Raw genomic sequence first — 25,097 nt, 5'->3', positions numbered from 1 at the left:
GAAATACTCACTCACAAGTCGGCACCATCAACATAAGAGGACTTTCTGTCCTTCCTTCTCAACTTACCTTCAATCTCTCATCCTGAATTTCACCAATTTTACTTGGCATACGCAAGCCCCGCTCTGTTCTTATGGGGAGATTTGGTGACGTTGTCTATCTGGTTGGAGATTGCCAGATTGATCATAGGTGTCGCACAGCACCATAACTTCCTAATCTGGTTTGTCGTGGAAATGGACCTAAATTATCATTGGTAAGCTGATATGGGTATAGATAGGTAGGAAGGTGATTCTTGAGCGGTAGGGAGAGTCTATCTAATTCATATTCATTGCCGCACATCGGGGCCACACTTAGATTTCAATGAAATCTAAGCTCTGTCGAATAACTGGATTACCTGAATTGAGATTTCAGCTTTGCTCATACCCCACAAAGCTAAACATAAGCTTATAGTCTCTTTCATCAGCCGCTCTTAGCGCTTGTATATAAATATCCCTGCGCTCGTTCATGGATTGCAGATCATAGCCGCCCGCCCAGTCTATAGCGGGGCTGCCATAAATTTTGGTGAGTATGACATCTGCCATGATGCGCGCGTGGCGGCCATTGCCATTGGGGAATGGATGTATATAAACCAGCTTGTGATGAAACCTTGCTGCAATCTCCAGCGGGGGAAAGGTTTCATGTTCTATCCAATATTGCGTGTCACCCAATAAATGGTGTAATTCCACCGCAATTTTTACTGGGTCAATGCCTATACTCTTTTCTGTCTTGCGGAAGGTGCCAGCCCAGCGCCAGACATCGCCAAACAGCCTCTTGTGCAGGGTTCTTACAAAGTCCTCAGTTAAAATATCTGTGCGCTTTGTTCTTTGCAGCCATTGCAGCCCAGCTTGAATATTGGCTTGCTCTAAATGATCCAATTCTCCGCGTTTTGTGACATGCGCAAACTTAAGCCCGGCCAGTTCATCGGGGTCTAAAGGGGTGGCGCCTTGTGGATGGTCATTGTTTAGAGCCATGTCATCTAGAGCTATGTCACCCTGCGCCATGATTACTTATCCCAAAAGTCGGCAGGCATCTTTTCTAGCAGTTCTTTCTTCAAACGGCTGATTTCATCTGTCATTTGCCCTCTTGTTAACATCTGCATTTCCAACGCCATATGGTTGCTTGCGCTTCTCACCAGGTCAGTTGCTTTTTCTACTGCCTGCTGGTGTATCAGGGTTTCTATATCGCGGTTGGGGATAATGGCGTAGACAAACTGACAGTTCATGGCCGCGGCCATCTCTTGCATGGTCTTGAGTGTTAGCGCGCCTGCGATTTCACCTTTTTCTGCCTGAGAAACACGAGCGCGCGTGACCTTTAAGCGCCGTGCCAGTTGTGCCCCGGACATATTGAGTGATTTGCGCACTGTGCAAATCCAGCCTTCCGGCGGGCGGGTAACAGGGGATATATGCTTGGCGGCAGCATTAACAATGTCCTGATATTGCTTCAGTACAATTTTTTTAATCATGTTTGTATACTTTTAGGTAAACATTTAAAGGTTAAAAGTAAACCTTAAGGTATACATATTGATTAGTTATGTCAATGTATAAGTATACATTGTGATGAGTATTGTCAACCTTTATGTTGACATGTGACTGGCGTGGCCTGTGCTGTGCTGTGGATGTGCTTTAGCCTGACTCGCTAAGCGGCAAGCTAAACACAAGCGTACTCCCTATGCCCACCTCACTGCTCACCGTCAGGCTGCCATCATGGCTTTCTGCAATCTTTCTTGAAACATGCAAGCCCAGCCCCGTGCCCTGTATCTGCTTGTTATCGCTACCGCGGAAGTATTTTTCAAATATCTTCTCTAGCTGATCTGCCGCTATGCCACTGCCTGCATCGCGCACCTGTATCTGCGCCTGACCTTTCACCTCACTTAGCGCTATTTCCAGCGCCGTGCCCATAGTCGAATATTTGATGGCGTTGTCTATCAGGTTGGAGATCACCAGGTTGATCATATAGGGGTCGCACAACACCATCACGGCGTTATCTGGCAGGTCTAGATTTATGCTGTGGTTGGTGAGGCTGCGGTAGTGCTCGGCGTTGGCGAGGATTAGCTGGCGTAGGTCTATCAGCTCTAGCGTGATGGCGTCTGGCACGTTCACCAGTTCCAGCTTGTCCATATTGAGGAAGTTATCAATCATGCGGCTCATGCGCAGGGTGGCGCGGCGGATTTTGCTCATGGCGTTGAGGGTGGTGCTGGCGTTTTCACTCTCAGCTAGTTTTTCTGCTGCTTGCTCACTCCTGGCTGCTTGCTCAGCTTCTAGCTCATGGCTCAGTGCCAGCCGTTGCGCGGTGGCATCAATAATCGCCAGTGGGGTGCGGAATTCGTGTGAGGCCATGGCAAAAAACTGGCGCTGGGCGGCCATGAGTTCACGTTTGCGCGTGAGTGCGCCTTGTAGCTGGTGGTGCAGGGTTTCGCGTTCGGCTATTTCCAGCTTTAGCCTGTGATTGCTTTGCTCCAGTTGCTGGGTACGTTCGCTCACGCGTTGGTCCAGTATGCGCTCGCTTTCTTGTGAGTTTCTCAGCGCCAGGTCTTTGGCCAGCAGTTTTTTCTCGGCCTCGTTTTTGGCAAATTTCACCATGCCCAGCGTCACCAGCACCAGGGAGATCAAGGGCCAGAGTATGAGGTTATCCATGATGGTGATAGAGGGTGCCCAGGGCACGCCCAGGTTTTTCAGAATGGCGGGCAGTATGGGCATGCCGTTGACCCAGAGTGAGGCAATAAACAGCACATTGCCGTATCTGCGGTCACGCAGTATGCGGATGCTGATGCCCAGCAACAGCAGCATGCCGCCTAGGTAAAGCAGATTGACCCAGGTGGCGGGGTAGGGCATCAAACGCGTAACCACGGCCAAAAACAGCACAATGTTGATGCTGGCCAAAACATGAATCACGCGCAGGGTGCGCGGGTAATAGCTTTTAAGGTCAAACAGCGCGGCGTAAAACCACAGCGCGGTGGCGGTGTATAAGAAGTTGAGGGATTTCTGAATGGCATCTGCCAGCAGCGGCTCCATAGGCCACATGATTTGCGCGGTGCCAGCAAAATAGGCTTGTACGCTGCACACCACGCATTGATAAAACGCATACCAAAAGAATATCTGATGGCGCAGCCACACCCAGAGAATGATGCAAACATGGCCAGGAATAGCCTGATGCCGTAATACGCGCCTATCAGAGAATCCGGGCGGCTATGCTGCGCAATGAACGCGCCGGGCTGCCACAGCGTGGCGTGGAAGTTGATCACGCCTGTGGATTTAACCCGCACGTAAAACGTGTGCGGCTGGTCATCCAGCAGCGGATGCAGCGGAAACACAAAATTGCGATGGGTGATGGGCCGCGCACTGGCGGGCTGGTGATCGCCCAGCCTTTGCAACTGGTATTGCTCTACACCTGTGGGCACGTAAAGCTGTATGTCATCGAGTATGGCGGGGGAAATTTCTAGCCAGTAGGGCGCAATGCCATGGCTGGGGAAGGCCAGCGTGAACTTCATCCAGATGGCATCTGCGGTATAACCCGCCACCCAGTTGGGCGGCATGGCCGTGAACTGCCCGGCCTTGTCCTTACGGATTATTTCATCCAGATCATCATCGCCTGTGGCATCACGCAGATAGCTGACGGCTTGCAGTTTTTCCAGCTCTAGCCCGGTGGTCAGTGGCTCATTGACCTGCAAGGCAGGCACGGACAGGCGCTGAACTGATAACGCTTGCACTGGCAACGTTTCAGCTGGCGAGGCATAGACTAGAGACGACAGCGTGCTGGTCAATAGTACAAGGACTGCAAGCAGGCAATAGTGAGAAAAGCCTGTAAAAAAGCCTGAGCGATGTGGGCGCAATGGATTAGAATCCAGGGGTTAAGGTGTTTTGATGACAAGTATTTAGATTTTGCCGGATTTTATACTCAATTGAATAGCGCCACCCATCTCAATGTAATCATTGTCGAGGATGACCTCGACCTCAGGGAAGAGACCGTGCTGGGTCTGCGCTCGCTGGGCATTGCCGCCACAGGCGTGGGCGATGCCGCCGGGCTGTACCGCGAGATGGTGCTGCAAAAGTTTGATGTAGTGATTCTGGACGTGGGCCTGCCGGGGGAAGATGGCTTCTCTGTGCTCAGGCATCTGCGTCAGTCCAGCAAGATGGGCATCGTGATGCTCTCCGCACGTGGCACGCTGGAAGACCGCGTGCAGGGCCTGAATGATGGCGCGGATGCTTATATGGTCAAGCCTGTGGACCTGAAAGAGCTGGTATCGGTGCTGGGCTCTTTATCACGCCGGCTTGAGCAGCCCGGGGGTGAGGGCGTGGCAGCCGCCGCAGCGCAACCTGCCGCACAGGCCAGCGCAGATAAGCTCTCATGGCGCTTGAACAAATCATTCTGGACTCTGGAATCACCGCAGAACATCACCATACCGCTCACGCCCAAGGAATACACTTTTCTCAACCGCCTGGTAGAACGCTGCGGCGAGCCTGTGCCGCGTGCGCATATCATTCACGCCTTTGGTGGTGATATTAATGACTTTGATTTTCACCGCGTTGAAGTCATTATCTCGCGCCTGCGGCGCAAGGCGCTGGCCACCACGGGTACGCCCTTGCCTATCAAGCCATTCCCGGCTTTGGTTTTACCTTCACGGGCGCTTGCGTCATTACCTGAGTTTTTCTTTTCTGCTCAGCCGTGTTTTTCAGACTTCCATTTCACAAGCAATTTCGGCCATCTCCCTGACAGCAAGCTGAATTGCTGCCTTGTCTGCTTAGTCCGTCTGGCCTAATTGACCACCCTGCCTCACCAAGCCTCTCACACTACCAAAAAACCTGCGCCCAGCCGCGCAATGCAGTGGTGACAAGTCTTTATTAAATCTACGCGGGTTTTTCACTGTAGCCAGGCTGTGAGTCTGTGTGAGTCAAATGTGCATTTTGCTGAGTTACTGTTAGTGAACCCTACTCTGATTGTGGCTACATTCCACAGCCTATAAATCCGTGCCGCGCCTGTATTGGCGGTCAACGGAACTTCAAGGCGCGTAGTCAGGGGAACACAAGGGATGAGTATCTGGGGAACGCTGGCGTTTTACGCCAAGCAGGGCTTTGCTGGTTTGCGTGTGGCGGTTTCAGGCGCACATAACACTCAAGCGGTAACAGCTAACGTGCAGTCTGTAAAAGCTGTCGCACAAGCCGGGCATCAAGGTTTCGGCCAGTCAACAGCAGAAAACAACAGCTTGAACTGGGCAGCCATCAGCCTGCTGGCACTGCTGGGCATGCTGGCCGCCGCGCCTGCACAGGCTGCGGTAGATGTGCTGATTTCCAACCTCAGTGATACACCAGACCCGGCCCCGCGTGGTGGCGATGTGATTTACACCATCGTCGTCGCCAATAACGGCAACGACCTGGCCAGCAATGTCACCGTCACCGTGCCGCTGCCCGCCACCACCACCTATCAGGACGCCAGCATCGTCGGCGGCACCTGCCCGGCGGCAGGCAGTGTGGCCCCGGGGGGCACTGTGGTCTGTAGCCTCTCGGCCAATCTGGCTGGGGGTGATTCGCGCAATATGAGCTTGCGCCTGCGCACCACGGCCGCCACCGCCAGCACCATCAATATCGCCGCCACTGCGGCTACCAGCAGTGTGGAATCCAACAGCGGCAACAACACCGCCACACAAAACACCACCATCAACAACGGTGCCGATCTTGAACTCAGCAGCGTAGTCGGCAGCCCAGACCCGGTCACAGGCGGCGGCAATATCAGCTGGAGCATGGGGGGCCAAAACCTGGGGCCAGATGCGGCCAGCACCCCGCGTGTCACCCTCACGCTGCCAGCCTCGCTAAGCTTTGTCTCCACTGGCAGTGGTGGCGCGGGCTTTAGCTGTAGCGCCAGCGGCCAGCAAGTCACCTGTACCCGCAGCACCCCTTTGGCGCTGAATGAAAGTTTCAGCGGCCTCAATATTGTCACGCGCGTCAATGACGTCAGCAGCGGCACGGCCACCATTGCGCCACAACTCAGCTCTGCCGTGGCTGACCCATTCAGCAGCAACAATGTGCGCTCTGCCAGTGTGCAGGTGAATGCCGGGGCAGACCTCACCATCAGCCAGGCCGCGCCCAGCCCATCACCCGCCAACCCTGGCAACCCGGTGACCTTTACCGTATTGCCCAGCAACCAGGGCCCCAGCAGTGCTACCAATGGCGTGACGGTGACCTACAACCTGCCTGCAGGCTTTGTGTATAACTCCAGCGCCTCAAGCAGCGGTAGCTGGGCCTGTACGCCTTCTGGCCAGGTGGTTACCTGCCAGCACCCTACAACGTTTGCCGCGGGTGCCAGCGACCAGATTCAGATTGTGGCCACTGCCCCTGCGGTAACCCAGCTGGAAACCTATAACAACATCAGCGCGGTGATTGCGCACAACCCCGGCAACCCGGCTGACCCTATCCCGAGCAACAACAGCGCCAGCGTCAACCTCAACGTCATGCCCGCAGGTGCAGGCCTCACCGTAGCCAAATCGCGCAGCCCCAACCCGGTGGCGGCAGGGCAGGACGTAGTCAACACCATTACCGTGGCCAACCAGGGCTCCAGCGCCGCCCCGGCCAACAGCATTTCGGTGGTGGATACCATACAACTGGCCGATGAAACCTTTGTCAGCTACAGCGGCACGGGCTGGGTATGTACCCCCGCAGGCAGTGGCGGCGGCAATACGCTGGATGCTGGCGCTAATGCAGCCACATGTAGATACACCGCAGCATTGCCCGCAGGGCAAACAGCCCCGGCACTGCGCATTATCACGCGCGTAGCGAGTAGCCATGCGGGTGGCGTGGCAGTAAATAACGCCAATATCAGCTGCGTCAGCCCAGGCTCTGGCCAGCCAGTGCCAGATTGCTGGTACCCCGCAGGTCAAAGCGTCAACGCCAATGTCAGCGTTTCGCAAACGGCCAACTCCATCAATCTGGCCATGGCAAAATCCGTGACCACGCCTAATGGTGACACCAGCCTGGATGCTAGTGAAACCGTCATGACCTACACGCTGACGGTGAGCAATTTAGGCGCGGTGGATGCGCAGAATATTGTGGTGCGCGACCCTATCCCCGGTCACCGCAGTGATACGCCAAACGTGGCAGCAGCCACCACCTACGCCACCGCTTCTAGCGCCACATTCAGCTGCGCCATGGATAACGCCGCGCTGGTGTGTACGCAGACAGGTGGCGTGCTGGCCGTGGGCCAAAGCGTGACCTTCACCGTACCAGTCGAGCGCAACCTCACTGGCGGCAGTTTCACCAACACCGCTTCTGTCTCTTCCACCACCCAGGGCGATACCGATACCAGCAACAACAGCGCTTCTGTGCCTGTGGTCATCGTGCCGATTACCGATGTGGAAATGGTTTCCAAGATTGTTACCCCGGCCACGGCGCAGGCGGGCACCAATGTCACCTATGTGCTGACCTTCCGTAACAACGGGCCATCACCCGCGCAAAACGTGCAGGTGCGTGACCAGTTTGTGCTGGCCGCCACAGACCCAGGCTTTACCGTGATTTCTGTCAATGCTGCCAACTGGACATCAGGCGCGCCCACTTGCAGCGGCTTGGAAGCTGGCCGTAGCTATGGCCCAGGCAGCAACCCCTTGCTTAACTGCCAGGGTGGCAATCTGGCTAGTGGCGAGCAGCGCACGATCACAATAGTGCTGCGCCCCAACTGGAAGAGCGGTCAGGCCAGCGGCACTTCATGGAGCATCAACAACACCGCGCGCATAGACACCTCGACCGCAGAAAATGCCGACACCACCAACGGTGCCAATAACAGCAAATCTGCCGTGCTGCTGGTGGAAGCCGCTGACATCGACCTCTTGGTCAACAATATCGATAACGTAGACCCGCTGGGTTATGACCCCAGCAACAACGGCGATAACCCGCAGAATGATGTGATTTACACCATCAATCTGGTGAATAACGGCCCCTCGCAGGCCACAGGGGTGCGCTTTACCTACCGCATTACACCACCCAATAGCAAAACCCTGCGCTTTCTGGGTGATAGCGCCAGCATGGGCCCGCCTGCAGGCAGTATTTGTAACAACATAGGCAGCGAAGTCACCGGGCCAGCCAGCCTGCTGGTGACTTGTACCTACACTGGTGCACAGGCCAGCATGGAAAACGCCGAGGTGCGCAATCGTTATCTCTCGGTGCGCCTGAAGTCTGAGCCTGCCGTGGGTGGCGATGTGTATAACAGCGTGGCCGAAGTTTTTGCCAACGAGAATGACCGCAATCTGGGCAATAACACCGAAGGTGAAGCCACCACCGTGCGCTCTGATATCTCGCCTAACAACCTGTCATTGAGCGGCCGCGTGTTTGTGGACGTCAACGACAACGGCCAGATTGATAGCGGTGAAGTAGGTATCTCCGGCGTGACCGTCACCTTGTCTGGCACTACCGCCACAGGCGGCGATGTCTGCCTGATAGCGCAATGTGTGGTGCAGACCGGGGCCGATGGTCGCTACAGCTTTACTGGCCTGCCGCCTTCCAATGGCAGCGGCTACACCATAGTTGAAACCCAACCCGCAGGTTATACCAACGGCAAAAACCAGGTGGGCAGCCAGGTGCGCAGGGCGGCAACCCGCCACGTACCGTGCTGCCAGCCGGGTCTGACACCTTTGTTGTTGTATTGAACAACTCTGGCACCGATTACAACTTTGGTGAACTGGCCGCCGCCATTGGCAGCGCCAGCATCAGCGGCCATGTCTGGCTGGATGGTGACCACGACCGCATTTACAACAGCAGCAGCCCCGCCGCTGAAGACAGGCCGCAAGCCGATTGGCTGGTGGAACTGTGGCGGAATGGCAGCCTGGTCACCAGCATGACCACCGCCGCCAATGGTGCTTACAGCTTTACCAATCTGCCGCCGGGTTCTGGCTATCAGGTCAAGTTTATTCACCCCACTACAGGCACGCTGTACGGCCATGCCCGCCCTAACGAGCAGGGTTTGGGTTATGACAATGGTCAGGTGCACCCGATCAGCAACTACGGGCGCATCCAACCTTGATGGCAGCCTGAGTGGCATTACCCTCAACAATGGTGACAACATTCTCGGCCACAGCTTGCCGCTGGACCCGGCCGGGGTGGTGTATGACGCGGTGACGCGCCAGCCTGTATCCGGTGCTGTAGTCAGAATCAGCGGCCCGGCTGGCTTTACCCCGGCGCTGCATCTGGTGGGTGGTCAGGACAGGCACACCACGGCTGGGGATGGTGGCTATCAGTTCCTGCTTAATCAAAACGCGCCTGCTGGTGTGTACACGCTGAGCATAGATAGCTACCCCGCCAATTATCTGCCGCAACCTTCGGCCATGTTGCCCGTGTGTCAGGCCACCTTGCAGGTGACCGCCACGCCAGACCCGGCCATGGTGCAGCAAAACGCCACAGCCCCTGCGGTAGGTGCAGGCCCTGTGGATGCCAGCACCTGCGCCAGCAGCAGTGCAGATGGCTCATTTGCCAACAACAGCACTGGCCTGGCCGCAGCCGCCACACGCCACTACTTCAACTTTAACCTGCAGCCTGGCGTATCGGCCAATCTGGTGAACAACCATATTCCGCTAGACCCCATGCTGGGCGGCATTATCACCGTCACCAAGGTGACGCCGCTGGTGAATGTAGTGCGTGGTGACCTGGTGCCTTACACCATTACCGCCAGCAGCTCGGTGGCGATCAACAACATAGACGTCACCGACCGCCTGCCGCCTGGCTTCAAGTACCGCAGTGGTTCTGCCTCTATCAATGGCGTGCGCATAGAACCTGAAGTCAATGGTCGTGACCTGAGCTGGAAAAACCAGAGCTTCACCGCAGGTGAGCGCAAGACTTACAAGCTGATTCTGGTGGTGGGTACTGGCGTAGGCGAGGGCGAGTACATCAACCAGGCCTGGGCGCAGAACGCATTGGTCAACACCCTGGTTTCCAATATCGCTCCGCCCCGGTGAAAGTCACCCCAGACCCTACCTTTGACTGCTCGGACATCATAGGCAAGGTGTTTGATGACAAGAACGCAAACGGCTATCAGGACCAGGGCGAACCCGGCATTGCCAATGTACGCGTGGTAACCGCGCGTGGCCTGCTGGTGACTACCGATGCCGAAGGCCGCTTCCATGTCACTTGTGCCGATATTCCGCAGATGGACAGAGGCAGCAACTTTGTCATGAAGCTGGATGAGCGCACCCTGCCATCCGGTTACCGCGTGACCACGGAAAACCCCCGTGATGTGCGCGTAACCCGAGGCAAGATGGTCAAGCTCAACTTCGGCGCCACCGTACACCGCGTGGTGCGTGTGGATATCAATGACGCCGCTTTCCTGCCTGCGGGGCTGGAATTGCAGCCGCAATGGCAGCAAGCGTTTGAAGACATGCTGCACAAGCTGGAGGGCAGACCTTCGGTATTGCGCATTGCCTTTGCTGCCAATACCAGCAATGCCAACGATAAAGCTCAGCCGTCATTGACCAAGAAGCGCCTGGACAGCCTGGCCAAGCTGGCACGAAAACGCTGGCGCGAGATGCATGAAAAACCAAATCAACAACAAGAACAGGCGGCTTTCCCGCTCATTGTAGAAACAGCAGTAGAGGCAGTAGAAGGGGAGACTCAGCCATGAAGCGCCGCGCCATAGCAATTGCCATCACCATGATGGTTAACGGGGCTCAGGCTGAGCCTGATTTCAAGCATGAAACTGGCAAGCGCCTGGATAACGCCAGGGTAGACCAGCACGGCCTGCCCGCCCCGGCAGAAATGCAGGGGCCAGTCAGCTACCCCTTGCCCTCGGGCATCAGCAGCAGTGCCCTGGCGCGCATGAAGGCCGCCGCCATGCAAGTACCTGCCGCCGAGCCGCAGATTTTCACGCGGCTGGTGGAAGATAGTGGTGCTGCCAGATTCAGCTCTGGCAAGGCCGATTTGACCGCAGATTCCATCAGCGACTTGCAGGCGCTGAGTGCGCAGTTGCAAGGCAAAAAAGGTGTGCGCATTGATATTGCCGGGCATACCGATAATCAGCGTTTGTCACTCAATGCCAAGCGCATTTTCAGGGACAACCAAGGCCTGTCGGAAGCCCGCTCGCTGGCAGTGGCGGCTTACCTCAAGCAGGCCCTGCAACTGGATGACAGCCAGCTCAGCTTGCGCGGCTATGGCGAAAGCCAGCCTGTGGCGAGTAATGACACGGCGGCAGGCATGGCCAGCAATCGCCGCGTGATTATCAAGGTGTGGTTTGATGAGCAGGAAATCATTCCCGCTGCCCCCGTGGCCGTGGTGGCCCCGCCGCGTGCAGCCTGCGAAGCACTAAGTACTGCACAAAGTACTGCACAAAGTACTGCACAAAGTACTGCGCAGAGTGGGTCTAAGACTGGAAAGCCTGCGGGCGCACCATTCCGCATCAGCATAGACGGCGAGCTGTAGACCTTAATGACGGGCCGCTGGAAGCCGACCTGCAGCGCTGTACCGATGTGGCTTTGGAAAAAGCCGATATTCAGGTGCGCTACGACAATCTTTCTACCTTGCCGCAAATGAATGCCTGGCTGCACCAGCCTGCATTGTCACGCGGTGAAGAAGCGCAATTCCGCGCCTGGGCCAATTACCTGCCGTGGATCAGCAAGGCAGAAATCCGTATTTTTGTACCCGGCCAAATGCCGCAGGAAAAACCGCTGGCAGTGGTGCCCGTGGACTGGAACGGCGCCAGCAAGTGGCAGGTGAGCGCGCCTGAGGGCTTGTCGCAAGTAATGTACTTGCTGCGCGTGTATGACCCCCAGGGACGTTTTGATGAATCGGTGATGAAGCCGCTGGAGATTATTGCCAGCAACACGCCGCGCATTAGCAGCGATTTGCAACCAGGCAAGGAATTGCTCACGGGTTATGGCGAAAACAGCCTGAGCCTGCGCAATATCCCAGTCAAGGGCGGCACGGTGACGGTGAACGGCAGCCATTTGCAGCCTGGGCAGCGTATAGAAACCCTGGGCTTGCAGGTGCCTGTGGATACGCAAGGGCGATTTGCCATCAAGCAGATCATGCCGCCAGGCCCCAATAGTGTGGAGGTTAAGCTGATTGAAAGCGATGGTGAGTTCACCAGCTTCCGCCGCAACCTCAATATTGCCGATAACGACTGGTTCTACATTGCCATTGGTGACATCACCGCTGGCAAAAACAATGTGCGCGGCCCAGCCACACTGGTAACGGGCGATGACCAGCACTATGACGGCTCAGGCTTTGTTGATGGCCGTGGGGCTTTCTATGTCAAGGGCAAGGTCAAGGGCGACTGGCTGCTGACCGCTGCTGCCGATACGCGCGAGCAGCCGCTGGAGCATTTGTTCTCCAACTTCTCCTCCAAGGACCCGCGCTATCTGCTGCGCAATATCAACCCGGATCTCTACTACCCGGTGTATGGCGATGACAGCACCACGGTGGACGATGCGCCTACCCAGGGCAAGTTCTACGTCAAGCTGGCACGCGGTGACTCGCATGTGATGTGGGGTAACTTCAAGACCTCATGGAGCGGCACCGAACTGCTGCAATATTCGCGTGGCCTCTATGGTGCCAACGCCAAGTATCGCTCTGAAAACACCACGCGCTTTGGCGAAAAAACCACGCAGGTAGACGCCTTTGCGGCTGACCCTGGCACCCTGGGTTCACGCGATGAATTCCGTGGTACGGGCGGCTCACTGTACTACTTGCGTCACCAAGCCCTGACCATGGGCTCTGAGCGTATCTGGGTGGAAGTGCGTGACCGTGATTCTGGCCTGGTGATAGAGCGCAAGCTGCTGGCCCCGGCGCAGGATTACGAGATCAACTATCTGCAAGGCCGCATTACGCTGCGCGAGGCGCTGAACTCCACAGGCGCTGCGCCCAGCATGATCAGCACCGCTTCCATCAATGGCAGCGAGATTTACCTGGTGACTACCTATGAATACGTGCCGGGGTTATCCAAGGTCGATAACTTCTCCACGGGTGGCCGCGCCACGCATTGGGTCAATGATTATCTGCAAATAGGCGTGACAGGCTACAAGCAGGGTGACGGCATGCTCAAGCAGACCCTGCAAGGGCTGGATGCCACCATACGCTACACCCCAGGCACCTTTATCAAGCTCGAAGCCGCACGCTCTGACGGCGCAGGCGATGGTGCGCAAACTTCGCTGGATGGCGGTTTTGCCTTCAACGGCATGACCACCACCGGGGAAGCGGCCAATGCCTACCGCATTGAGTCTGCGCTGGATCTGGCTGATGTTAGCGACAATATGAAGGGCAAGGTCACGGCCTATGTGCAGAACCGTGACAGAGGCTATTCCGGCCCCGGGCAGATTGCTGTTTCGGGTGAGGAAATCAAGCAACATGGCCTGAAAGCCAATGTGCAGGTGGCGCCCAACACTATCCTCGATGCCAAGGCTGACGTCAGGCGTGCAGACACGCTGGACAGCCAGGCGGTAGAAGTAGGCGTGCGCCAGCAGCTGGACCCGCAATGGCAGGCAGGCGTGGCGGTGCGTCAGGATGAGCGCGACGTGCATATCCCCAATGCCAGCAGCCTGCTATCGCAGACAGGCAACCGCACCGATGTGCAGGTACGCATGGACTACACGCCGCTACAGGATGCCAGCGAGCTTGAACCTGGCCAGCAGCCGGGCAAGAAAGACTGGAATGCCTATGGTTACCTGCAGGGCACGGTGGCCCGCGATGGCACACGTGACGATAACAACCGCGCTGGTTTGGGCATGAGTTATCGCGTCAATGACAGGCTGCGCCTGGTAGCGGAAGGCTCACAAGGTAATCTGGGGCCAGGCGTCAAGCTGGGTGCGGATTACCGCATCTCCGACCGCAGCAATGCCTATAGCAACTATCTGGTGGAGAACGAGCGCCCGGATAATGCCTGGCGCGGCCGTCAGGGTAGCTGGGTCACGGGTACGTCATACCGCGTGACTGATGAAATGCGCGTATTTGGCGAAACCCGTACTGTCGATGGCTCCGGTGTGCAAAGCCTGATCAATGCCTTTGGTCTGGATTATGCCGCCAATGATTTCTGGAACTTTGGCGTCAAGGGCGAGGCGGGCAAGGTATCCAACCCCTTGTCTGGCGACCTCAAGCGCAAGGCGGTGAGTTTTGCGCTGGCCTATAAGCGTGATAACACCAAGTACAGCGGCAATATCGAGTTCCGCGATGAACAGAGCAACCTCTATGGCGACCGCGATACCTGGCTGATACGCAATACCCTGGGTTATCAGGCCACGCCGGAATGGCGCTTGCTGGGCAAGCTCAACTGGTCGGTCTCCAGCAACAGCGTGGCGCGTTCTATGACGGTGATTACCACGAAATTGTGACGGGTGCGGCTTACCGTCCCATTAACAATGACAGATGGAACACCTTGTTCAAGTACACCAACTTCTACAACCTGCCATCTCCCGGGCAGCTCTCGCCGTCTGGCTTTACCGCCGATTACGCGCAGCGCAGCCAGGTGCTGTCGGTGGATACCATTTACGACGTTAAACCTTGGTTATCGCTGGGGGCGAAATATGCCTTCCGCATAGGCGAGCTTAAGGATAGCAAGGTGGATGGTCAGTGGTTCTCCAGCCGTGCCGACCTGATGATACTCAGAGCCGACTGGCACTTTGTGAAGGAATGGGATGCGGTGCTGGAGCTAAGAAACCTGCGTGCGACTGAAGCGCAGGATTCCAGGGCTGGCGTGCTGATGGCGATTTACCGCCATATGGCAGAAGGCGTGAAAGCGGGTGTGGGGTACAACTTCACCAACTACTCTGATGACCTGACCAATCTTTCTTACCGCAGCCGCGGCTTCTTTGTGAACGTCATAGGCACGATGTAAGTGGCTATGTAACTGACGATGTAAGCGTAGCCTGAGATCTGGCCTGGCACGCAGATTCAGTCTGCGTGCTGGCTAGTCTAGCCAGACCGCTGTTAACAGATAAGGCGCATATTTGTGGATACGGGAATGCACGCCAGCTTTGATCTGGTGCTGATAGAAAACGGTAAATATCTGGTGCAAAGCCATCACGGTATCTGGTTTGGTTTTGTCACCGATGAGCCTTGCAATTTTGCCGTAGGGGCCAGGTTATCCGGCAGTTTTCAGCAACCGGGCACCTTCTGCATTACCAGCCAGAATGGTGAGCAGGTGCAGGCCAGGGTGAAGTTGTCGCATGCCACTCAGGCCGAAGGGGTGTTGTGGCTTTACAGCAGTTAAACGCTGGCCATTATCTTGGCCGTGTCACTCAAGCTGATCATGGATGCAATATGCTTGCTTATTGCTCATGCTTTTGTGTGTTTGCCGTGGCCCAGGTTAAAAGTGCAGCGATCAGCAGCAGGCCTGCACTGACCATAAATGCGGCCCGGTAACCCGCACCATCAAACAACAGGCCTCCCAAAGTAGAGCCAAAGGCGATGCATAACTGGATAATGGCCACCATCAAGCCACCACCTGCTTCTGCATCTTTGGGCAGCGCCTGCGCCAGCCATGACCACCACCCGGTTGGTGCTGCGGTGGCCATCAATCCCCACAAGCCCAGCAATATCAGCGTCATGCCTGTCCAGTTGCCCCACACGGTCAGGGCCAGGGCAATTCCTGCCATCAGCAGGGGAATGATGATCAGGGTGCGGTACAAGCTCCATTGCACTAATGTGCTGATCAGCAGTGTGCCGAGAAATCCTGCAAGCCCGATCACCAGCAGTATGGTGGACAGTGTGGCGTTGTCTACCTGAGTCACTCGCTCAAGAAACGGGCGTATATAGGTGAACAACACAAACTGACCCATGAAGAATGTGCCCACCGCCAACATGCCCAACACCACTAATCGTTGCTTGAGCAAGCCCAGTAGGGGCGCTGGAGCTTCTTCACGCGCTGCAGCTGGCATGGAGGGCAGGCTGATCCACTGCCAGGCCAAAGCCATGGCTGCAATCGGCACCAGAATCAGAAAGGTACTTCTCCAGCCAAACAAGTGGCCTAGATAGCTGCCTAGCGGGGCGGCAACCACGGTGGCCAGCGCATTGCCGCCGTTGAATATGGCGAGTGCTCTAGGCACGCTGGCGCTAGGCACCAAGCGCATGGCCACTGCGGCAGACATGGACCAGAAGCCGCCCACCACAACCCCTATCAGTGCCCGGCCTATCATGTAGCTGACGTAGTTTTGCGCGCTTGCCACCACCACGGCCGAGATTGCCATCAAGGCGGTCATGAGCAAAAGCAGGGTTTTGCGATTCATGCCAGCCGCAAGCCTGGCAATACTCAAGCTGGTCAAGACGGCAAACGCCCCCGAGATTGCCAGGCCGTAACCTGCCAGCCCTTCGCTGACATGCAAGTCAGCAGCGATGGGCGTCAGCAGGCTAACCGGAAGAAACTCAGAAGCAATCAAGGCAAATACACATAGGGTCATGGCCAACACCCCACCCCAGTGGGCAGTGTGTTCTGTCATGGCACCCGGTGTTGTGGTGCTGAGTGGTGTGCTCATACTTATTTAGCCAGATGCTGCTGGAAGAATGTGCCCAGCTTTTGCCATGGAATCAGGTTGGCCCTGTCATAAAGATCTACGTGGCCTGCCCCTGCCACCCAATACAGCTCTTTGGGTGCGGCTGCCAGGCGATAGGCTTCCTCGCTGAATTCTCTGGAATGTGCCTGATCTCCGGCAATGAACAGCAGCGGGCGCGGCGCAATGCTTGCGATATCGTTGAAGGGATAGAAATTCACAAAGCGAATTTCACTGCTTAACATGCGGTTTTGGGTTAGTTCCAGCGTACGGCCTTTGGGGATGTGGATGCCTCTGGGAGTACGATAAAACTCCCAGAACTCCCGCGTCACTGCATCGGTGTCGGCACTGAGTTTTTCTGGCAGGTAGCTTAACCATAGGGATTTGCCTGTTGTGAATTCCGTCTGGCGTTGACTCACGCCTTTTTCTAGCAAGGCTTGGCGTTGCTCAAGGCTTACGACGTGATGCAAGCCATTGCGTGTGACGGCTCCCATGTCGTACATGCTGACCGTGGCAATGGCTTTCAGGCGCGGGTCAATTTTGGCCGCGCTAATGGCAAAGCCGCCGCTGCCGCAGATGCCCAGCACCCCAATACGTTGCGGATGGATGAATGTTTGCGTGCTGAGGTAATCCACGGCAGCACTGAATGCATCGGCATAAAGCTCAGGCGCAACCAGATTACGTGGCTGGCCTGCGCTTTCACCCCAGAACGGCAGGTCTATTGCCAGGGTGACAAAGCCTTGCTCGGCCATCTTCTGGGCATAGAGCATGGCGCTTTGCTCTTTCACTGCGCCCATGGGATGCCCCACGATAATGGCGGGATTTTGAGTGCTGCGGTTCAGTTGTTTGGGCGTGACGAGATTGCCCACTATTTCCATATTGTATTGATTCTTGAATCTCACTTTCTGAATGCTGACTTGAGTGCTTTGATAAAAATTGTCAGCGCCTTGTGCGCTGGTTACTGCATTGCCGCTTTCTGCGGCCAGCGCTGTGCCATGGCAAACAGTCATCAGCCTATGGCAGCCAGGGTGGAGCAAACGCTGGCAGCAATGCTTATAGTCACTGTTTTCATAATGGATTTGCGCGGGGTGATGTTGGCATCTGAGCTAAAACTGGTAGCCCTAGCGAAGTGGGAATTACGCATGATGAACTCCTGAAATGATATGGAGGTCATCTTGCAGGATTCACCAGTATTTGATTAGTGGGTAGAATCTTGATGAACTTGTGAGTAGGATTCATCAATGGCACTTCCCAAAGTTGACGATCTACAGGCTTTTGTGGCTGTGGCGAGAGACCAGAGTTTTACTAGGGCGGCGGCCAAGCTTGGCGTGACCGCGTCTGGCCTTAGTCATGCCATACGTGCACTCGAGGAAAAGCTAGGGGTGAGGCTTTTGGCCAGAACCACGCGCAATGTATCTACACTGAAGCCGGGGAGCGCCTGTTAAGTGCGATAGGGCCATTGTTTGACCAGATACGAGCAGAAGTGGATGCCTTGGGCGAGCTTAGAGACAAGCCCAGCGGCACCGTGCGGGTAAGCTGCACCGATGATCATATTGAGTTGTATCTCCGCCCTATGCTGGCGCAGTTTGTTCAGGATTATCCTGATATCACGCTGGAGTTTTATGTGGATTACGGGTTTACCAACGTGGTGGAGGAAAGATTTGATGCCGGGATTCGTTTTGGAGGCGCTGTCAGTAAAGACATGATTGCGGTGCGGATTAGTCCGGATTGGCGCTTGGCCGTGGTGGCATCGCCGACTTATTTTGCCGCACATGCCATGCCTGCCACGCCCCATGATTTGACCCAGTACCGCTGCATTAATATTCGCCATAATCCCGCAGGGTCAAACTATGCCTGGGAGTTTGCCAGGGGCGAGCACGCATTTAGCGTCAAGGTGGAGGGGCCGCTGGTATTCAATAGCATTATGCATGTGCTGAATGCTGCGGTGGATGGTTTAGGCTTGGCCTATGTACCTGTAGAGCTGGCGGCACCCTATCTGGCGGATGGCCGATTGATAGAGGTATTGGCGGATTGGTGCCCGTATTTCGAAGGTTTCCATTTGTATTATCCCAACAGGCGTCACACTTCACCTGCATTTAGCGCCTTTGTTGCTGCGGTGAGATATCAGGGATGAAATACTAGGGGTGAGGCTGGCGCTGGGTAAGAAAAAACCCGCCGTAGCGGGTTTTGCACAGGCTTGAATGCTTAGCTGATGGTACGGCGTCTGCCTTGACGACGTTGTGCCACTGCCCCGAGTACACCCAGGCCAGCCAGCAGCATGGCATAGGTGTCAGCCTCGGGCACTGGTGCCAAGCTGAATACCAGGCTATCGGCATAACCATCATTGGCTGTGCCTTCCAGACGCTGCATTTCCAGCAGGAAGCTGATCTGGCTTGTGCCTACAGGAGTGTAGCCGCTAACTTCCTTGTAGATAAAGCTGGTGGCATTAGCGCGCTCGCCAGGGGTTGCTGGCCCCAGCACTGCCGTACCCAGCACCAGTGAACTGGCATCGAGGAAGCTGATGGTGAGGCGGGCATTGTCCGCTTGGCTGGCAAAGCCACCAAAGTAACCCGAGGCGCTAAAGGCCACGTTGCTGGCAGCAGCCAAAATGTCGGTGATTTGATAGGCGCTGGAGTAAGCGCTGCTGGAGCCGCCACTGAAGTAATTCAGGCCGCGATCAGGTGCGCCTGGGTCTGTGGCATTGGGGTAACCGCCGCCCGCATCATAGCGAATCACGGTGAAACCACCTGTGAGGTTGGTCCAGCCGGGCACAGCTACAGGTTGGCTGGTGCCACCCAGGCCTGCTTCAGCATTGCCATTTTGTATGAGGTTGTCTGCGGCGCTGGCCTGGTTGATGGATGTGGCAGCAAGGGCAGCGACAACCGCCCATTGCAGTATGGATTTGGAAATACTCATAAATCTCCCCTTTTGAATGATGATGGTTTATGGTGAATTTTCTCAACATCATGCTGCGCGCTGGAATTTTGCAGTAAAACCAGGCTTTTTTCAGTAAAAGCACCGCAGTTGATCCAGGCAATTTTATGCTTTTGCTGGTAAGGGGGAATAGTCCGTTTGGACCAATAAGTATATCTTTATGTGACTGTTTTAATATCGTCGGGTGAGGGCATTGCGTAGGCGCAGATGCGCTGGACAAGCGCCATCACGACCAGTATAAGCTGCCCAGATGATAAGCAAAGCTGAGCAGGGAGATGGCTATCAGCCACTTCAGGAAGGTAACGCTCAATATATCGGTGGGGGCATCCAAAGGGCGGCTGCACACCGGGCAGATGACGGCGCTGGCACTGACTGAGGAGTGACATTTCTTGCACGCGGTAAAAGCCATGTTGCTATCCCAAAAAATCACAGCATTGAGCGAAAAAAAAGCGCCCAAATCCAGGAGAGGAAACTAAGGCGCTATTACTTAAGGAACGTGTTATTGCTAGGAGGCAGTAACGATTGCATTATCAATACTGGGGCTCGGCAATACAACGCTAGCGCGTCCTATTTGGCTGTCAGCCAATTCCTACATCATATTTCCGCAATGTCCAATTGATTCAATAGCAATAAAACGTTTGAATACTGCCATCGCTAATAGGTATTTGCCCAACCATCATGATTGAGTCACTCATCTATAAAAATATGAAGATTGAAGTGCGCGGTGCCAAGCTGGCTTTTGCTGGCTTTACCTACTCTGTGCATATAGGCGATGTGGAGCATAGCCCCTCGGTGGTGCCACTGGAAAGCTGGGACTTGGCCAAGCTGGAGGGGATTCAATATGGCATGAAGCTGGTGGATCAGGTGATGGATTCATTTTTACCTGCCACTGCGCTGCAATAGCACGCTCTTAACCGCACTATTAATCTCTGGCAAATTATTGGCACTTTTACCGTGCCAGATTTGCCTTGAGTTTCTGAATACTTCTCCCGGCAAAGGGCTGATTTTTACACAGCCTTTTCTGCCATTCATCAGCCATATTCTCTCTTGCTACGCCAGCGCTTGACCTTGCATTGCCAGGGTGAATGGCGCATGGTGGATGTTTGATCTTTTTTGGAGAGAGGTCATGGATAAAATCATTTATAAACAGCATGAGGTGCAGGTGACTACCCGTGCCGCCCATGATGGCGGCTTTATTTGGATAGATACCATAGACGGTGAATTTGTTGGCCCGCTGGATAATTTCAAGACGCGCCGCCCCACGGCCAATGCCGCATGCCAGGAAGGCATTGAATACGCCAAGGCGGTGATTGATGGCGCTGCGCCACAGACGCATTAATTCAGGAGCCTACCCATGGAACATGTGATTTATAAGCACCGCAGTATTGATGTGGTGAGCCGGGTGTTTGATTGGGTAGGGTTTATTTCCGTGGTGCATATAGATGGCAAGCTGATAGATCAATATGCCCAGGGCCTGACCATGTATGGCACGGCTGAAGATGCCGAGCAGGCCGGGCTGGCGTTTGCCATGGCGCAGGTGGATGCGCTGGCGGATGCCTAGCGGCGGCACACCTTTGCGATACCTGTTTCTGAACATATACCAAGCCCCCTTCAACACTTGAAGGGGGCTTGGACCTTATGCACTAGTTTTAAATTATCTGTGACTTGAAATTATCTGTGCCTTAATTAGGCGTCAGCACCACCTTACGGCAACTCTCGGCCTTGCTGTTGAAGATGTCATAGCCCAGCGCCGCTTCTTCCAGCGTCATGCGGTGGGTGATGATGTCTGCTGGGGTTAAATTGCCATTTTCTATATGTTCCAGTAGCTCAGGCAGGTAACGCTGCACATGGGTTTGGCCCATTTTGAAGGTGAGGCCTTTATCAAAGGCATCGCCAAACAGGAAGGCGTGGATAGGCCCCGCATACACCCCAGGCACACTGACTACACCGCCACGGCGCACCGAGGCTATGCATTGCCTGAGCGCCTTGCCGCTGCTGCCTTCCAGCTTGAGGTTGGTTAATATGGTTTCCAGCGTGCTGCCCTTGGCTTCAAAGCCCACGGCATCAATCACCGCATCCACACCGCGATTGGCGGTTTGCGCGAGTATGGTTTCTGCCGGGTCTTCATCTTCATCAAAGTTGATACTGATGGTGTTGTATTGCTGTTGCGCGTAATCCAGGCGGTATTGATGGTGATCCACCATGAAAATCTTCTCTGCACCCATCAGCCTGGCAGTCGCTGCCGCCATCAGCCCCACTGGCCCGGCCCCAAAAATGGCCAGGCTGGAGCCGGGTTTGACATCGGCATTGAGCACCGCCTGATAACCTGTAGGCAGTATGTCGGTTAAGAACAGCACTTGCTCATCGGCCAGGCTGCCATGGATTTTGAAAGGCCCGACATTGCCCTTGGGCACGCGCACATATTCCGCCTGCCCACCGGGTACGCCACCGTAGAGATGGCTATAGCCAAACAGGGCGGCAGAGGGTGTGACCTGCTTTTTATTGACGATGGCGCCGCGGCCGGGATTGGTGGTCTCGCAGGCGGCAAATAAATCCTGCTGACAGAAGAAGCAGTCGCCGCAGGCAATGACAAAAGGAATGATGACCCTATCACCCTTGCGCACATTCACTACATCCTTGCCTACGTCTTCAACAATGCCCATAAACTCATGCCCAAGAATGTCGCCATCCTTCACCATGGGGATATTGCCGCGGTAGATATGTAGATCGGAGCCGCAAATAGCGGTGGCCGTCACTTTCAGAATCACGTCATCGCTATCGATGATGACCGGGTCCGGCACGGTTTCGACCCGCACATCTTTGCTGCCATGATAAGTAAGTGCACGCATGGTGAGGCTCCTGAGTATGGATAAGAGCGACTATCATGCGCAGGCCAGAGGGCGGCCACTATAAGATGAAGGCCTGATATAGCGTAGGAATCGGACAATAGCGTTGTTGGTGCAGGTTGCGCGCCAATGGCCGTGACGTAGGGTATGAGTGGGTGTAGGGTATAAGTGGGTGTTGGGAAAAGCGCTAGGCTTGGGAAAGGCTGGAGTTGTAGCTACTTCCAGCATGCAGCTGGCATGCTGGGAGTAGAGGTTTAGCTAGGTTTAGTAATTAAACAGCAGTTGCAGCATGGCAGATCTGCCAGCGGCCACCGTCGCAAAGTGCGTGGTGAAGGACTTGTCGATATAGCGCTTGTCGGTGAGGTTCAGCACATTGAGCTGCAGGCTCAGGTTTTTATCTATCTTGTAGCTGCTCATGGCATCAAAGCGGGTATAGGACGGCAGCACAATGGTGTTGGCGACGTTGGCATAGACTTCATCCATGTAGTTGGCACCGCCACCTACTGTCCATTTGTTGGTGACATTGTAAGTGGTCCACAACGTGGCGCTCTTCTTGGCAATGCCGGGGAACTCATTGCCGTTGTTGGCGCGGTCTACAGCACGTGGGCCATTGCCAACCAGCTCGCTATCGAGGTGGGTGTAACCACCAAACACTTGCCAGGAGGGCGTTACCGCACCCGCAAAGCCAATTTCAAAGCCCTTGACCTTTTGCTCACCATCCAGTGCCAGCGTGGTGCCGTCCGCCAGGGTGACACGGGCGTTGTCTTTTTTGGTGTGGAAGATGGCAGTGGTCAGGGACAGGTTGCTCAGCACATCCCACTTGAGGCCAATTTCATTATTCTTCACGCGCTCTGGGTCCAGGTTCATATTGGCAGCCGAGAGGTTTTCAGTGCCGTCACCATTGGAGGTGCCGCTAGGTGTAGAAGATGTGCCGTGGGCGATATAGACGCTGGCATTGGGTTGAATCTTGTACACCAGACCCGCCTGGTAATTCCAGAATGCAGCACCGCTATCCAGCTTGGTACGTACTCTGGTGGAGCTGTTATAGCGTCGGAATCGGTAGAGTAGATATCGCGGCGCAAGCCCAGATTCACTATCCAGTTCTGTGCAATTTCGGCGCTATCAAACACGTAGAAAGACTTGCTCTGGGTGCGGGTTTCTGTGGTGGTTGGGCCTTTGACTACTGTGCCCAGCCAGGGGTCAGAAGGGTTGGGGTTGTAAAGGCTGGTGCAGGTGTAGTTGTTGAGCAAGGTTGCGTTACAGATTCTGGTGCTGGAGGCCGCAGTCACCAGGTAAGGCGTATTGGTGGTGTCTTCGTAGCTGTATTCAAAGCCAGTATTGAGGCTGTGCTTGATGGCCGCAGTCTCAAACTTGAAGCTGAATTCACTCAGATTGCCAAACGATTCAGTCTTGGAATTGCGGCTCTTGGATGAGCGCCAGACTGTGCCATTGGCCACATTGCCTTGAGAATCATCAGGGTTGGTGACGACGTAATCATTCTTGGAAACCGCATAGCGCGTGACATTGCGGAAGCTGGCAGTTTCACTGAAGGCATGCTTGATCACCGCCGTGCCTGCATCAATTTCGGTTTCGCGGAAATCGCGGTCTTTGATGCCGTAGAAGTTATCCTTGCTCACGCCACTGACTGGGCGGCGGATAGGCCCCTGGCTGGCAGCGGTTAAAGGCAGGCCGTAATCTGGCATATCATCAGTCTTGAGCTTGTAGTAGCTCAGGGTCAGTGAAGTAGGGGTGTTGAGGCCAAAGATGATGGAAGGCGCAAAGCCCCAGCGCTTGGTATCGACAGCGTCACGGCCAGGCACATCGGCATCGTGCGCCATGGCGTTGATGCGTACCGCCACATCGTCAGTCAGCAGATAGTTAACATCCAGGCTGCCGCGCTTGTACTGATCTGTACCCAGGCCCACGCTACCGCGCACAAAGTTTTCTGCCTTGGGTGTTTTGCTGACGATATTGATGCTGCCACCGCCAGAACCACGGCCATCAAAGGCACCGCTAGGGCCTTTCAGTACTTCTATGGTTTCAATGTTGAAAATTTCGCGCGATTGCGAACCCAGGTCACGCAAGCCATCGACAAAGGTAGAGGAGCTGGAGTCATAACCACGGATAAACGGCCTGTCATTCATGGGCGTGCCACCTTCACCCGCGCCGAAGGTCACGCCTGGCACCGTGCGCAGCGCTTGTTCAAACGTGGTTGCGCCCTGATCACGGATCAAGGCCTCGGTTAATACTGTGACCGACTTGGGCGTATCCAGCAGCGGCGCGGTGAATTTCTCGGAAGAAGCGCGCTTGACGGTATAGCTATCGGCGGTTTCCCTTTCTGAGCTTACCTTGACTTCAGGCAGCGTGGCAGTGTCTTGCGCTGCACGCTCTTCAGCGGCATGCGCGCCTGAGGCGATGAGGGCGACTGCCAGTACCGATACCCGCGGTTGGAAAAGAAAAGTGGAAGGCGTATTACCCTTGGCCATGAAGATTATCCCTGTAGTTTTGAATAACAGCGGAATGCTAGAAACATCCCGACCTGCGAAAAAAAGGAGCGAATTATAATAGGAATAATTCCTATTGCGTTTCTATTTTGCATCATGGCGAAGTGTTAATTTTTGTAAGTGAAATCTGCGTATGTCATTGAGATTATGCGAATTTGGCGAGAGAGGCCGAGCTAGGCGTTATGCCCATTCGTCTGTTGCTCACACAAAGCAGTCACCTCGGTACTTGAAGGGCTGTGTATTGGCAACGCCGGGTACAACAAAGCTATATGACGTATAAGCTGCAAGCGGATATTGCTGCTTGCTGCCGCCAAAGGCAGATGTGTAACCTGAGC

At 55.2% G+C, this 25,097-nt stretch carries 24 protein-coding genes and 2 pseudogenes; 14 read left to right on the top strand and 12 right to left on the bottom strand.

The annotated features are described in order from the left end of the window. Window positions 1-405: 405 nt before the first annotated feature. The 4 genes and pseudogenes from JCM2850_RS14695 to JCM2850_RS23105 form a co-directional block, all read right to left on the bottom strand. On the bottom strand, window positions 406-1,008 hold the full coding sequence (locus JCM2850_RS14695; RefSeq protein WP_025872838.1) for a mobile mystery protein B: 603 nt from the start codon (window positions 1,006-1,008) through the stop codon (window positions 406-408). 32 nt (window positions 1,009-1,040) lie between these two features. Beyond that, entirely contained in the window at window positions 1,041-1,499 is a 459-nt protein-coding gene (locus JCM2850_RS14690; protein WP_025872836.1) for a mobile mystery protein A, read from the bottom strand. A 160-nt stretch (window positions 1,500-1,659) separates the two neighbouring features. Further along, the gene (locus tag JCM2850_RS14685) at window positions 1,660-3,102 is read right to left on the bottom strand and encodes a sensor histidine kinase (protein ID WP_234406291.1); all 1,443 of its coding nucleotides are present in this window, start codon (window positions 3,100-3,102) and stop codon (window positions 1,660-1,662) included. 158 nt (window positions 3,103-3,260) lie between these two features. Continuing rightward, window positions 3,261-3,713 (bottom strand): annotated as a pseudogene (locus JCM2850_RS23105) (7TMR-DISMED2 domain-containing protein); the annotation flags it as partial. Window positions 3,714-3,935: 222 nt separating this feature from the next. Here JCM2850_RS23105 and JCM2850_RS19755 point away from each other — a divergent pair. The 9 genes from JCM2850_RS19755 (at window position 3,936) to JCM2850_RS14645 (ending at window position 15,202) form a co-directional block, all read left to right on the top strand. Beyond that, window positions 3,936-4,793 (top strand): response regulator transcription factor, encoded by an 858-nt coding sequence (locus JCM2850_RS19755; protein WP_159105185.1) that lies wholly within the window; start codon window positions 3,936-3,938, stop codon window positions 4,791-4,793. A gap of 270 nt (window positions 4,794-5,063) precedes the next feature. Next, on the top strand, window positions 5,064-8,663 hold the full coding sequence (locus JCM2850_RS14670) for an SdrD B-like domain-containing protein (protein WP_025872828.1): 3,600 nt from the start codon (window positions 5,064-5,066) through the stop codon (window positions 8,661-8,663). Continuing rightward, on the top strand, window positions 8,660-9,037 hold the full coding sequence (locus tag JCM2850_RS14665) for an SdrD B-like domain-containing protein (RefSeq protein WP_025872826.1): 378 nt from the start codon (window positions 8,660-8,662) through the stop codon (window positions 9,035-9,037). Before JCM2850_RS14670 ends, JCM2850_RS14665 begins: the two co-directional genes overlap by 4 nt. Continuing rightward, entirely contained in the window at window positions 8,991-9,965 is a 975-nt protein-coding gene (locus tag JCM2850_RS14660) for a DUF11 domain-containing protein (RefSeq protein ID WP_159105184.1), read from the top strand. The genes JCM2850_RS14665 and JCM2850_RS14660 overlap by 47 nt, the downstream gene beginning before the upstream one ends. Continuing rightward, window positions 9,962-10,627 carry an SdrD B-like domain-containing protein gene (locus JCM2850_RS14655; protein WP_025872820.1) on the top strand — a complete coding sequence of 222 codons (666 nt, stop codon included), beginning with the start codon at window positions 9,962-9,964 and terminating at the stop codon, window positions 10,625-10,627. Before JCM2850_RS14660 ends, JCM2850_RS14655 begins: the two co-directional genes overlap by 4 nt. Further along, window positions 10,624-11,421, top strand: a complete 798-nt coding sequence (locus tag JCM2850_RS22065; RefSeq protein WP_199898369.1) for an OmpA family protein — start codon at window positions 10,624-10,626, stop codon at window positions 11,419-11,421. The genes JCM2850_RS14655 and JCM2850_RS22065 overlap by 4 nt, the downstream gene beginning before the upstream one ends. Before the next feature lie 47 nt (window positions 11,422-11,468). Further along, on the top strand, window positions 11,469-14,324 hold the full coding sequence (locus JCM2850_RS19750; protein WP_199898368.1) for a hypothetical protein: 2,856 nt from the start codon (window positions 11,469-11,471) through the stop codon (window positions 14,322-14,324). Further along, window positions 14,240-14,827 carry a hypothetical protein gene (locus JCM2850_RS22060; RefSeq protein ID WP_199898367.1) on the top strand — a complete coding sequence of 196 codons (588 nt, stop codon included), beginning with the start codon at window positions 14,240-14,242 and terminating at the stop codon, window positions 14,825-14,827. The genes JCM2850_RS19750 and JCM2850_RS22060 overlap by 85 nt, the downstream gene beginning before the upstream one ends. 114 nt (window positions 14,828-14,941) lie before the next feature. Next, window positions 14,942-15,202 (top strand): hypothetical protein, encoded by a 261-nt coding sequence (locus tag JCM2850_RS14645; RefSeq protein ID WP_148301296.1) that lies wholly within the window; start codon window positions 14,942-14,944, stop codon window positions 15,200-15,202. A 58-nt stretch (window positions 15,203-15,260) separates the two neighbouring features. On the opposite strand, the gene JCM2850_RS14640 is transcribed toward JCM2850_RS14645, so the two are convergent. The 3 genes from JCM2850_RS14640 to JCM2850_RS23570 form a co-directional block, all read right to left on the bottom strand. Further along, window positions 15,261-16,463: an MFS transporter gene (locus tag JCM2850_RS14640; RefSeq protein ID WP_025872817.1), complete on the bottom strand. Its 1,203-nt coding sequence runs from the start codon at window positions 16,461-16,463 to the stop codon at window positions 15,261-15,263. A 2-nt stretch (window positions 16,464-16,465) separates the two neighbouring features. Beyond that, window positions 16,466-17,380, bottom strand: coding sequence for an alpha/beta hydrolase (locus tag JCM2850_RS14635; protein WP_199898366.1), 915 nt, complete (start codon window positions 17,378-17,380; stop codon window positions 16,466-16,468). A gap of 107 nt (window positions 17,381-17,487) precedes the next feature. Continuing rightward, window positions 17,488-17,622 carry a hypothetical protein gene (locus tag JCM2850_RS23570; protein ID WP_267879302.1) on the bottom strand — a complete coding sequence of 45 codons (135 nt, stop codon included), beginning with the start codon at window positions 17,620-17,622 and terminating at the stop codon, window positions 17,488-17,490. A 97-nt stretch (window positions 17,623-17,719) separates the two neighbouring features. Here JCM2850_RS23570 and JCM2850_RS24170 point away from each other — a divergent pair, with 97 nt between their 5' ends. Beyond that, entirely contained in the window at window positions 17,720-17,923 is a 204-nt protein-coding gene (locus JCM2850_RS24170; protein WP_199898365.1) for a helix-turn-helix domain-containing protein, read from the top strand. Between the two features lie 14 nt (window positions 17,924-17,937). Then, window positions 17,938-18,612 (top strand): LysR substrate-binding domain-containing protein, encoded by a 675-nt coding sequence (locus tag JCM2850_RS19745; protein WP_199898364.1) that lies wholly within the window; start codon window positions 17,938-17,940, stop codon window positions 18,610-18,612. A 71-nt stretch (window positions 18,613-18,683) separates the two neighbouring features. Here the strand turns inward: JCM2850_RS19745 and JCM2850_RS14620 are convergent, their stop codons facing one another. After that, a complete protein-coding gene (locus JCM2850_RS14620; protein WP_025872810.1) occupies window positions 18,684-19,394 on the bottom strand; it encodes a PEP-CTERM sorting domain-containing protein in 711 nt (236 codons plus the stop codon). A 244-nt stretch (window positions 19,395-19,638) separates the two neighbouring features. Then, window positions 19,639-19,821: a hypothetical protein gene (locus JCM2850_RS14615; protein WP_148301295.1), complete on the bottom strand. Its 183-nt coding sequence runs from the start codon at window positions 19,819-19,821 to the stop codon at window positions 19,639-19,641. A 269-nt stretch (window positions 19,822-20,090) separates the two neighbouring features. Between JCM2850_RS14615 and JCM2850_RS14610 the strand changes: the two genes are divergently transcribed. From JCM2850_RS14610 to JCM2850_RS14600, 3 genes are all read left to right on the top strand, one after another. After that, complete coding sequence (locus JCM2850_RS14610) at window positions 20,091-20,315, top strand: hypothetical protein (protein ID WP_025872804.1); 225 nt, start codon at window positions 20,091-20,093, stop codon at window positions 20,313-20,315. 223 nt (window positions 20,316-20,538) lie between these two features. Beyond that, window positions 20,539-20,751: a hypothetical protein gene (locus JCM2850_RS14605; RefSeq protein WP_148301294.1), complete on the top strand. Its 213-nt coding sequence runs from the start codon at window positions 20,539-20,541 to the stop codon at window positions 20,749-20,751. Window positions 20,752-20,766: 15 nt separating this feature from the next. Next, window positions 20,767-20,973, top strand: coding sequence for a hypothetical protein (locus tag JCM2850_RS14600; protein WP_025872802.1), 207 nt, complete (start codon window positions 20,767-20,769; stop codon window positions 20,971-20,973). Window positions 20,974-21,094: 121 nt separating this feature from the next. On the opposite strand, the gene JCM2850_RS14595 is transcribed toward JCM2850_RS14600, so the two are convergent. The 3 genes and pseudogenes from JCM2850_RS14595 to JCM2850_RS24165 form a co-directional block, all read right to left on the bottom strand. Next, window positions 21,095-22,261: a zinc-dependent alcohol dehydrogenase gene (locus JCM2850_RS14595; protein ID WP_025872801.1), complete on the bottom strand. Its 1,167-nt coding sequence runs from the start codon at window positions 22,259-22,261 to the stop codon at window positions 21,095-21,097. A 261-nt stretch (window positions 22,262-22,522) separates the two neighbouring features. Next, the gene (locus JCM2850_RS22050; RefSeq protein ID WP_234406294.1) at window positions 22,523-23,275 is read right to left on the bottom strand and encodes a TonB-dependent receptor; all 753 of its coding nucleotides are present in this window, start codon (window positions 23,273-23,275) and stop codon (window positions 22,523-22,525) included. Window positions 23,276-23,340: 65 nt separating this feature from the next. Then, window positions 23,341-24,744 (bottom strand): annotated as a pseudogene (locus JCM2850_RS24165) (TonB-dependent receptor); the annotation flags it as partial. Window positions 24,745-25,097 lie beyond the last annotated feature (353 nt).

The organism is Methylobacillus glycogenes JCM 2850 (assembly GCF_000617925.1).
In the GTDB taxonomy this organism is placed as follows: domain Bacteria; phylum Pseudomonadota; class Gammaproteobacteria; order Burkholderiales; family Methylophilaceae; genus Methylobacillus; species Methylobacillus glycogenes.
Note: the sequence above shows the minus strand (reverse complement) of the source record. Positions and strands in the feature narration are given on the sequence as shown.

Coding starts and splice junctions, on each gene's coding strand:
- JCM2850_RS14695 (WP_025872838.1), bottom strand. CDS start 1,008: ATGGCTCTAAACAATGACCATCCACAAGGCGCCACCCCTTTAGACCCC.
- JCM2850_RS14690 (WP_025872836.1), bottom strand. CDS start 1,499: ATGATTAAAAAAATTGTACTGAAGCAATATCAGGACATTGTTAATGCT.
- JCM2850_RS14670 (WP_025872828.1), top strand. CDS start 5,064: ATGAGTATCTGGGGAACGCTGGCGTTTTACGCCAAGCAGGGCTTTGCT.
- JCM2850_RS14660 (WP_159105184.1), top strand. CDS start 8,991: ATGGTCAGGTGCACCCGATCAGCAACTACGGGCGCATCCAACCTTGAT.
- JCM2850_RS22065 (WP_199898369.1), top strand. CDS start 10,624: ATGAAGCGCCGCGCCATAGCAATTGCCATCACCATGATGGTTAACGGG.
- JCM2850_RS22060 (WP_199898367.1), top strand. CDS start 14,240: ATGGCGCTTGCTGGGCAAGCTCAACTGGTCGGTCTCCAGCAACAGCGT.
- JCM2850_RS14640 (WP_025872817.1), bottom strand. CDS start 16,463: ATGAGCACACCACTCAGCACCACAACACCGGGTGCCATGACAGAACAC.
- JCM2850_RS23570 (WP_267879302.1), bottom strand. CDS start 17,622: ATGCGTAATTCCCACTTCGCTAGGGCTACCAGTTTTAGCTCAGATGCC.
- JCM2850_RS24170 (WP_199898365.1), top strand. CDS start 17,720: ATGGCACTTCCCAAAGTTGACGATCTACAGGCTTTTGTGGCTGTGGCG.
- JCM2850_RS14620 (WP_025872810.1), bottom strand. CDS start 19,394: ATGAGTATTTCCAAATCCATACTGCAATGGGCGGTTGTCGCTGCCCTT.
- JCM2850_RS14615 (WP_148301295.1), bottom strand. CDS start 19,821: ATGGCTTTTACCGCGTGCAAGAAATGTCACTCCTCAGTCAGTGCCAGC.
- JCM2850_RS14610 (WP_025872804.1), top strand. CDS start 20,091: ATGATTGAGTCACTCATCTATAAAAATATGAAGATTGAAGTGCGCGGT.
- JCM2850_RS14605 (WP_148301294.1), top strand. CDS start 20,539: ATGGATAAAATCATTTATAAACAGCATGAGGTGCAGGTGACTACCCGT.
- JCM2850_RS14600 (WP_025872802.1), top strand. CDS start 20,767: ATGGAACATGTGATTTATAAGCACCGCAGTATTGATGTGGTGAGCCGG.
- JCM2850_RS14595 (WP_025872801.1), bottom strand. CDS start 22,261: ATGCGTGCACTTACTTATCATGGCAGCAAAGATGTGCGGGTCGAAACC.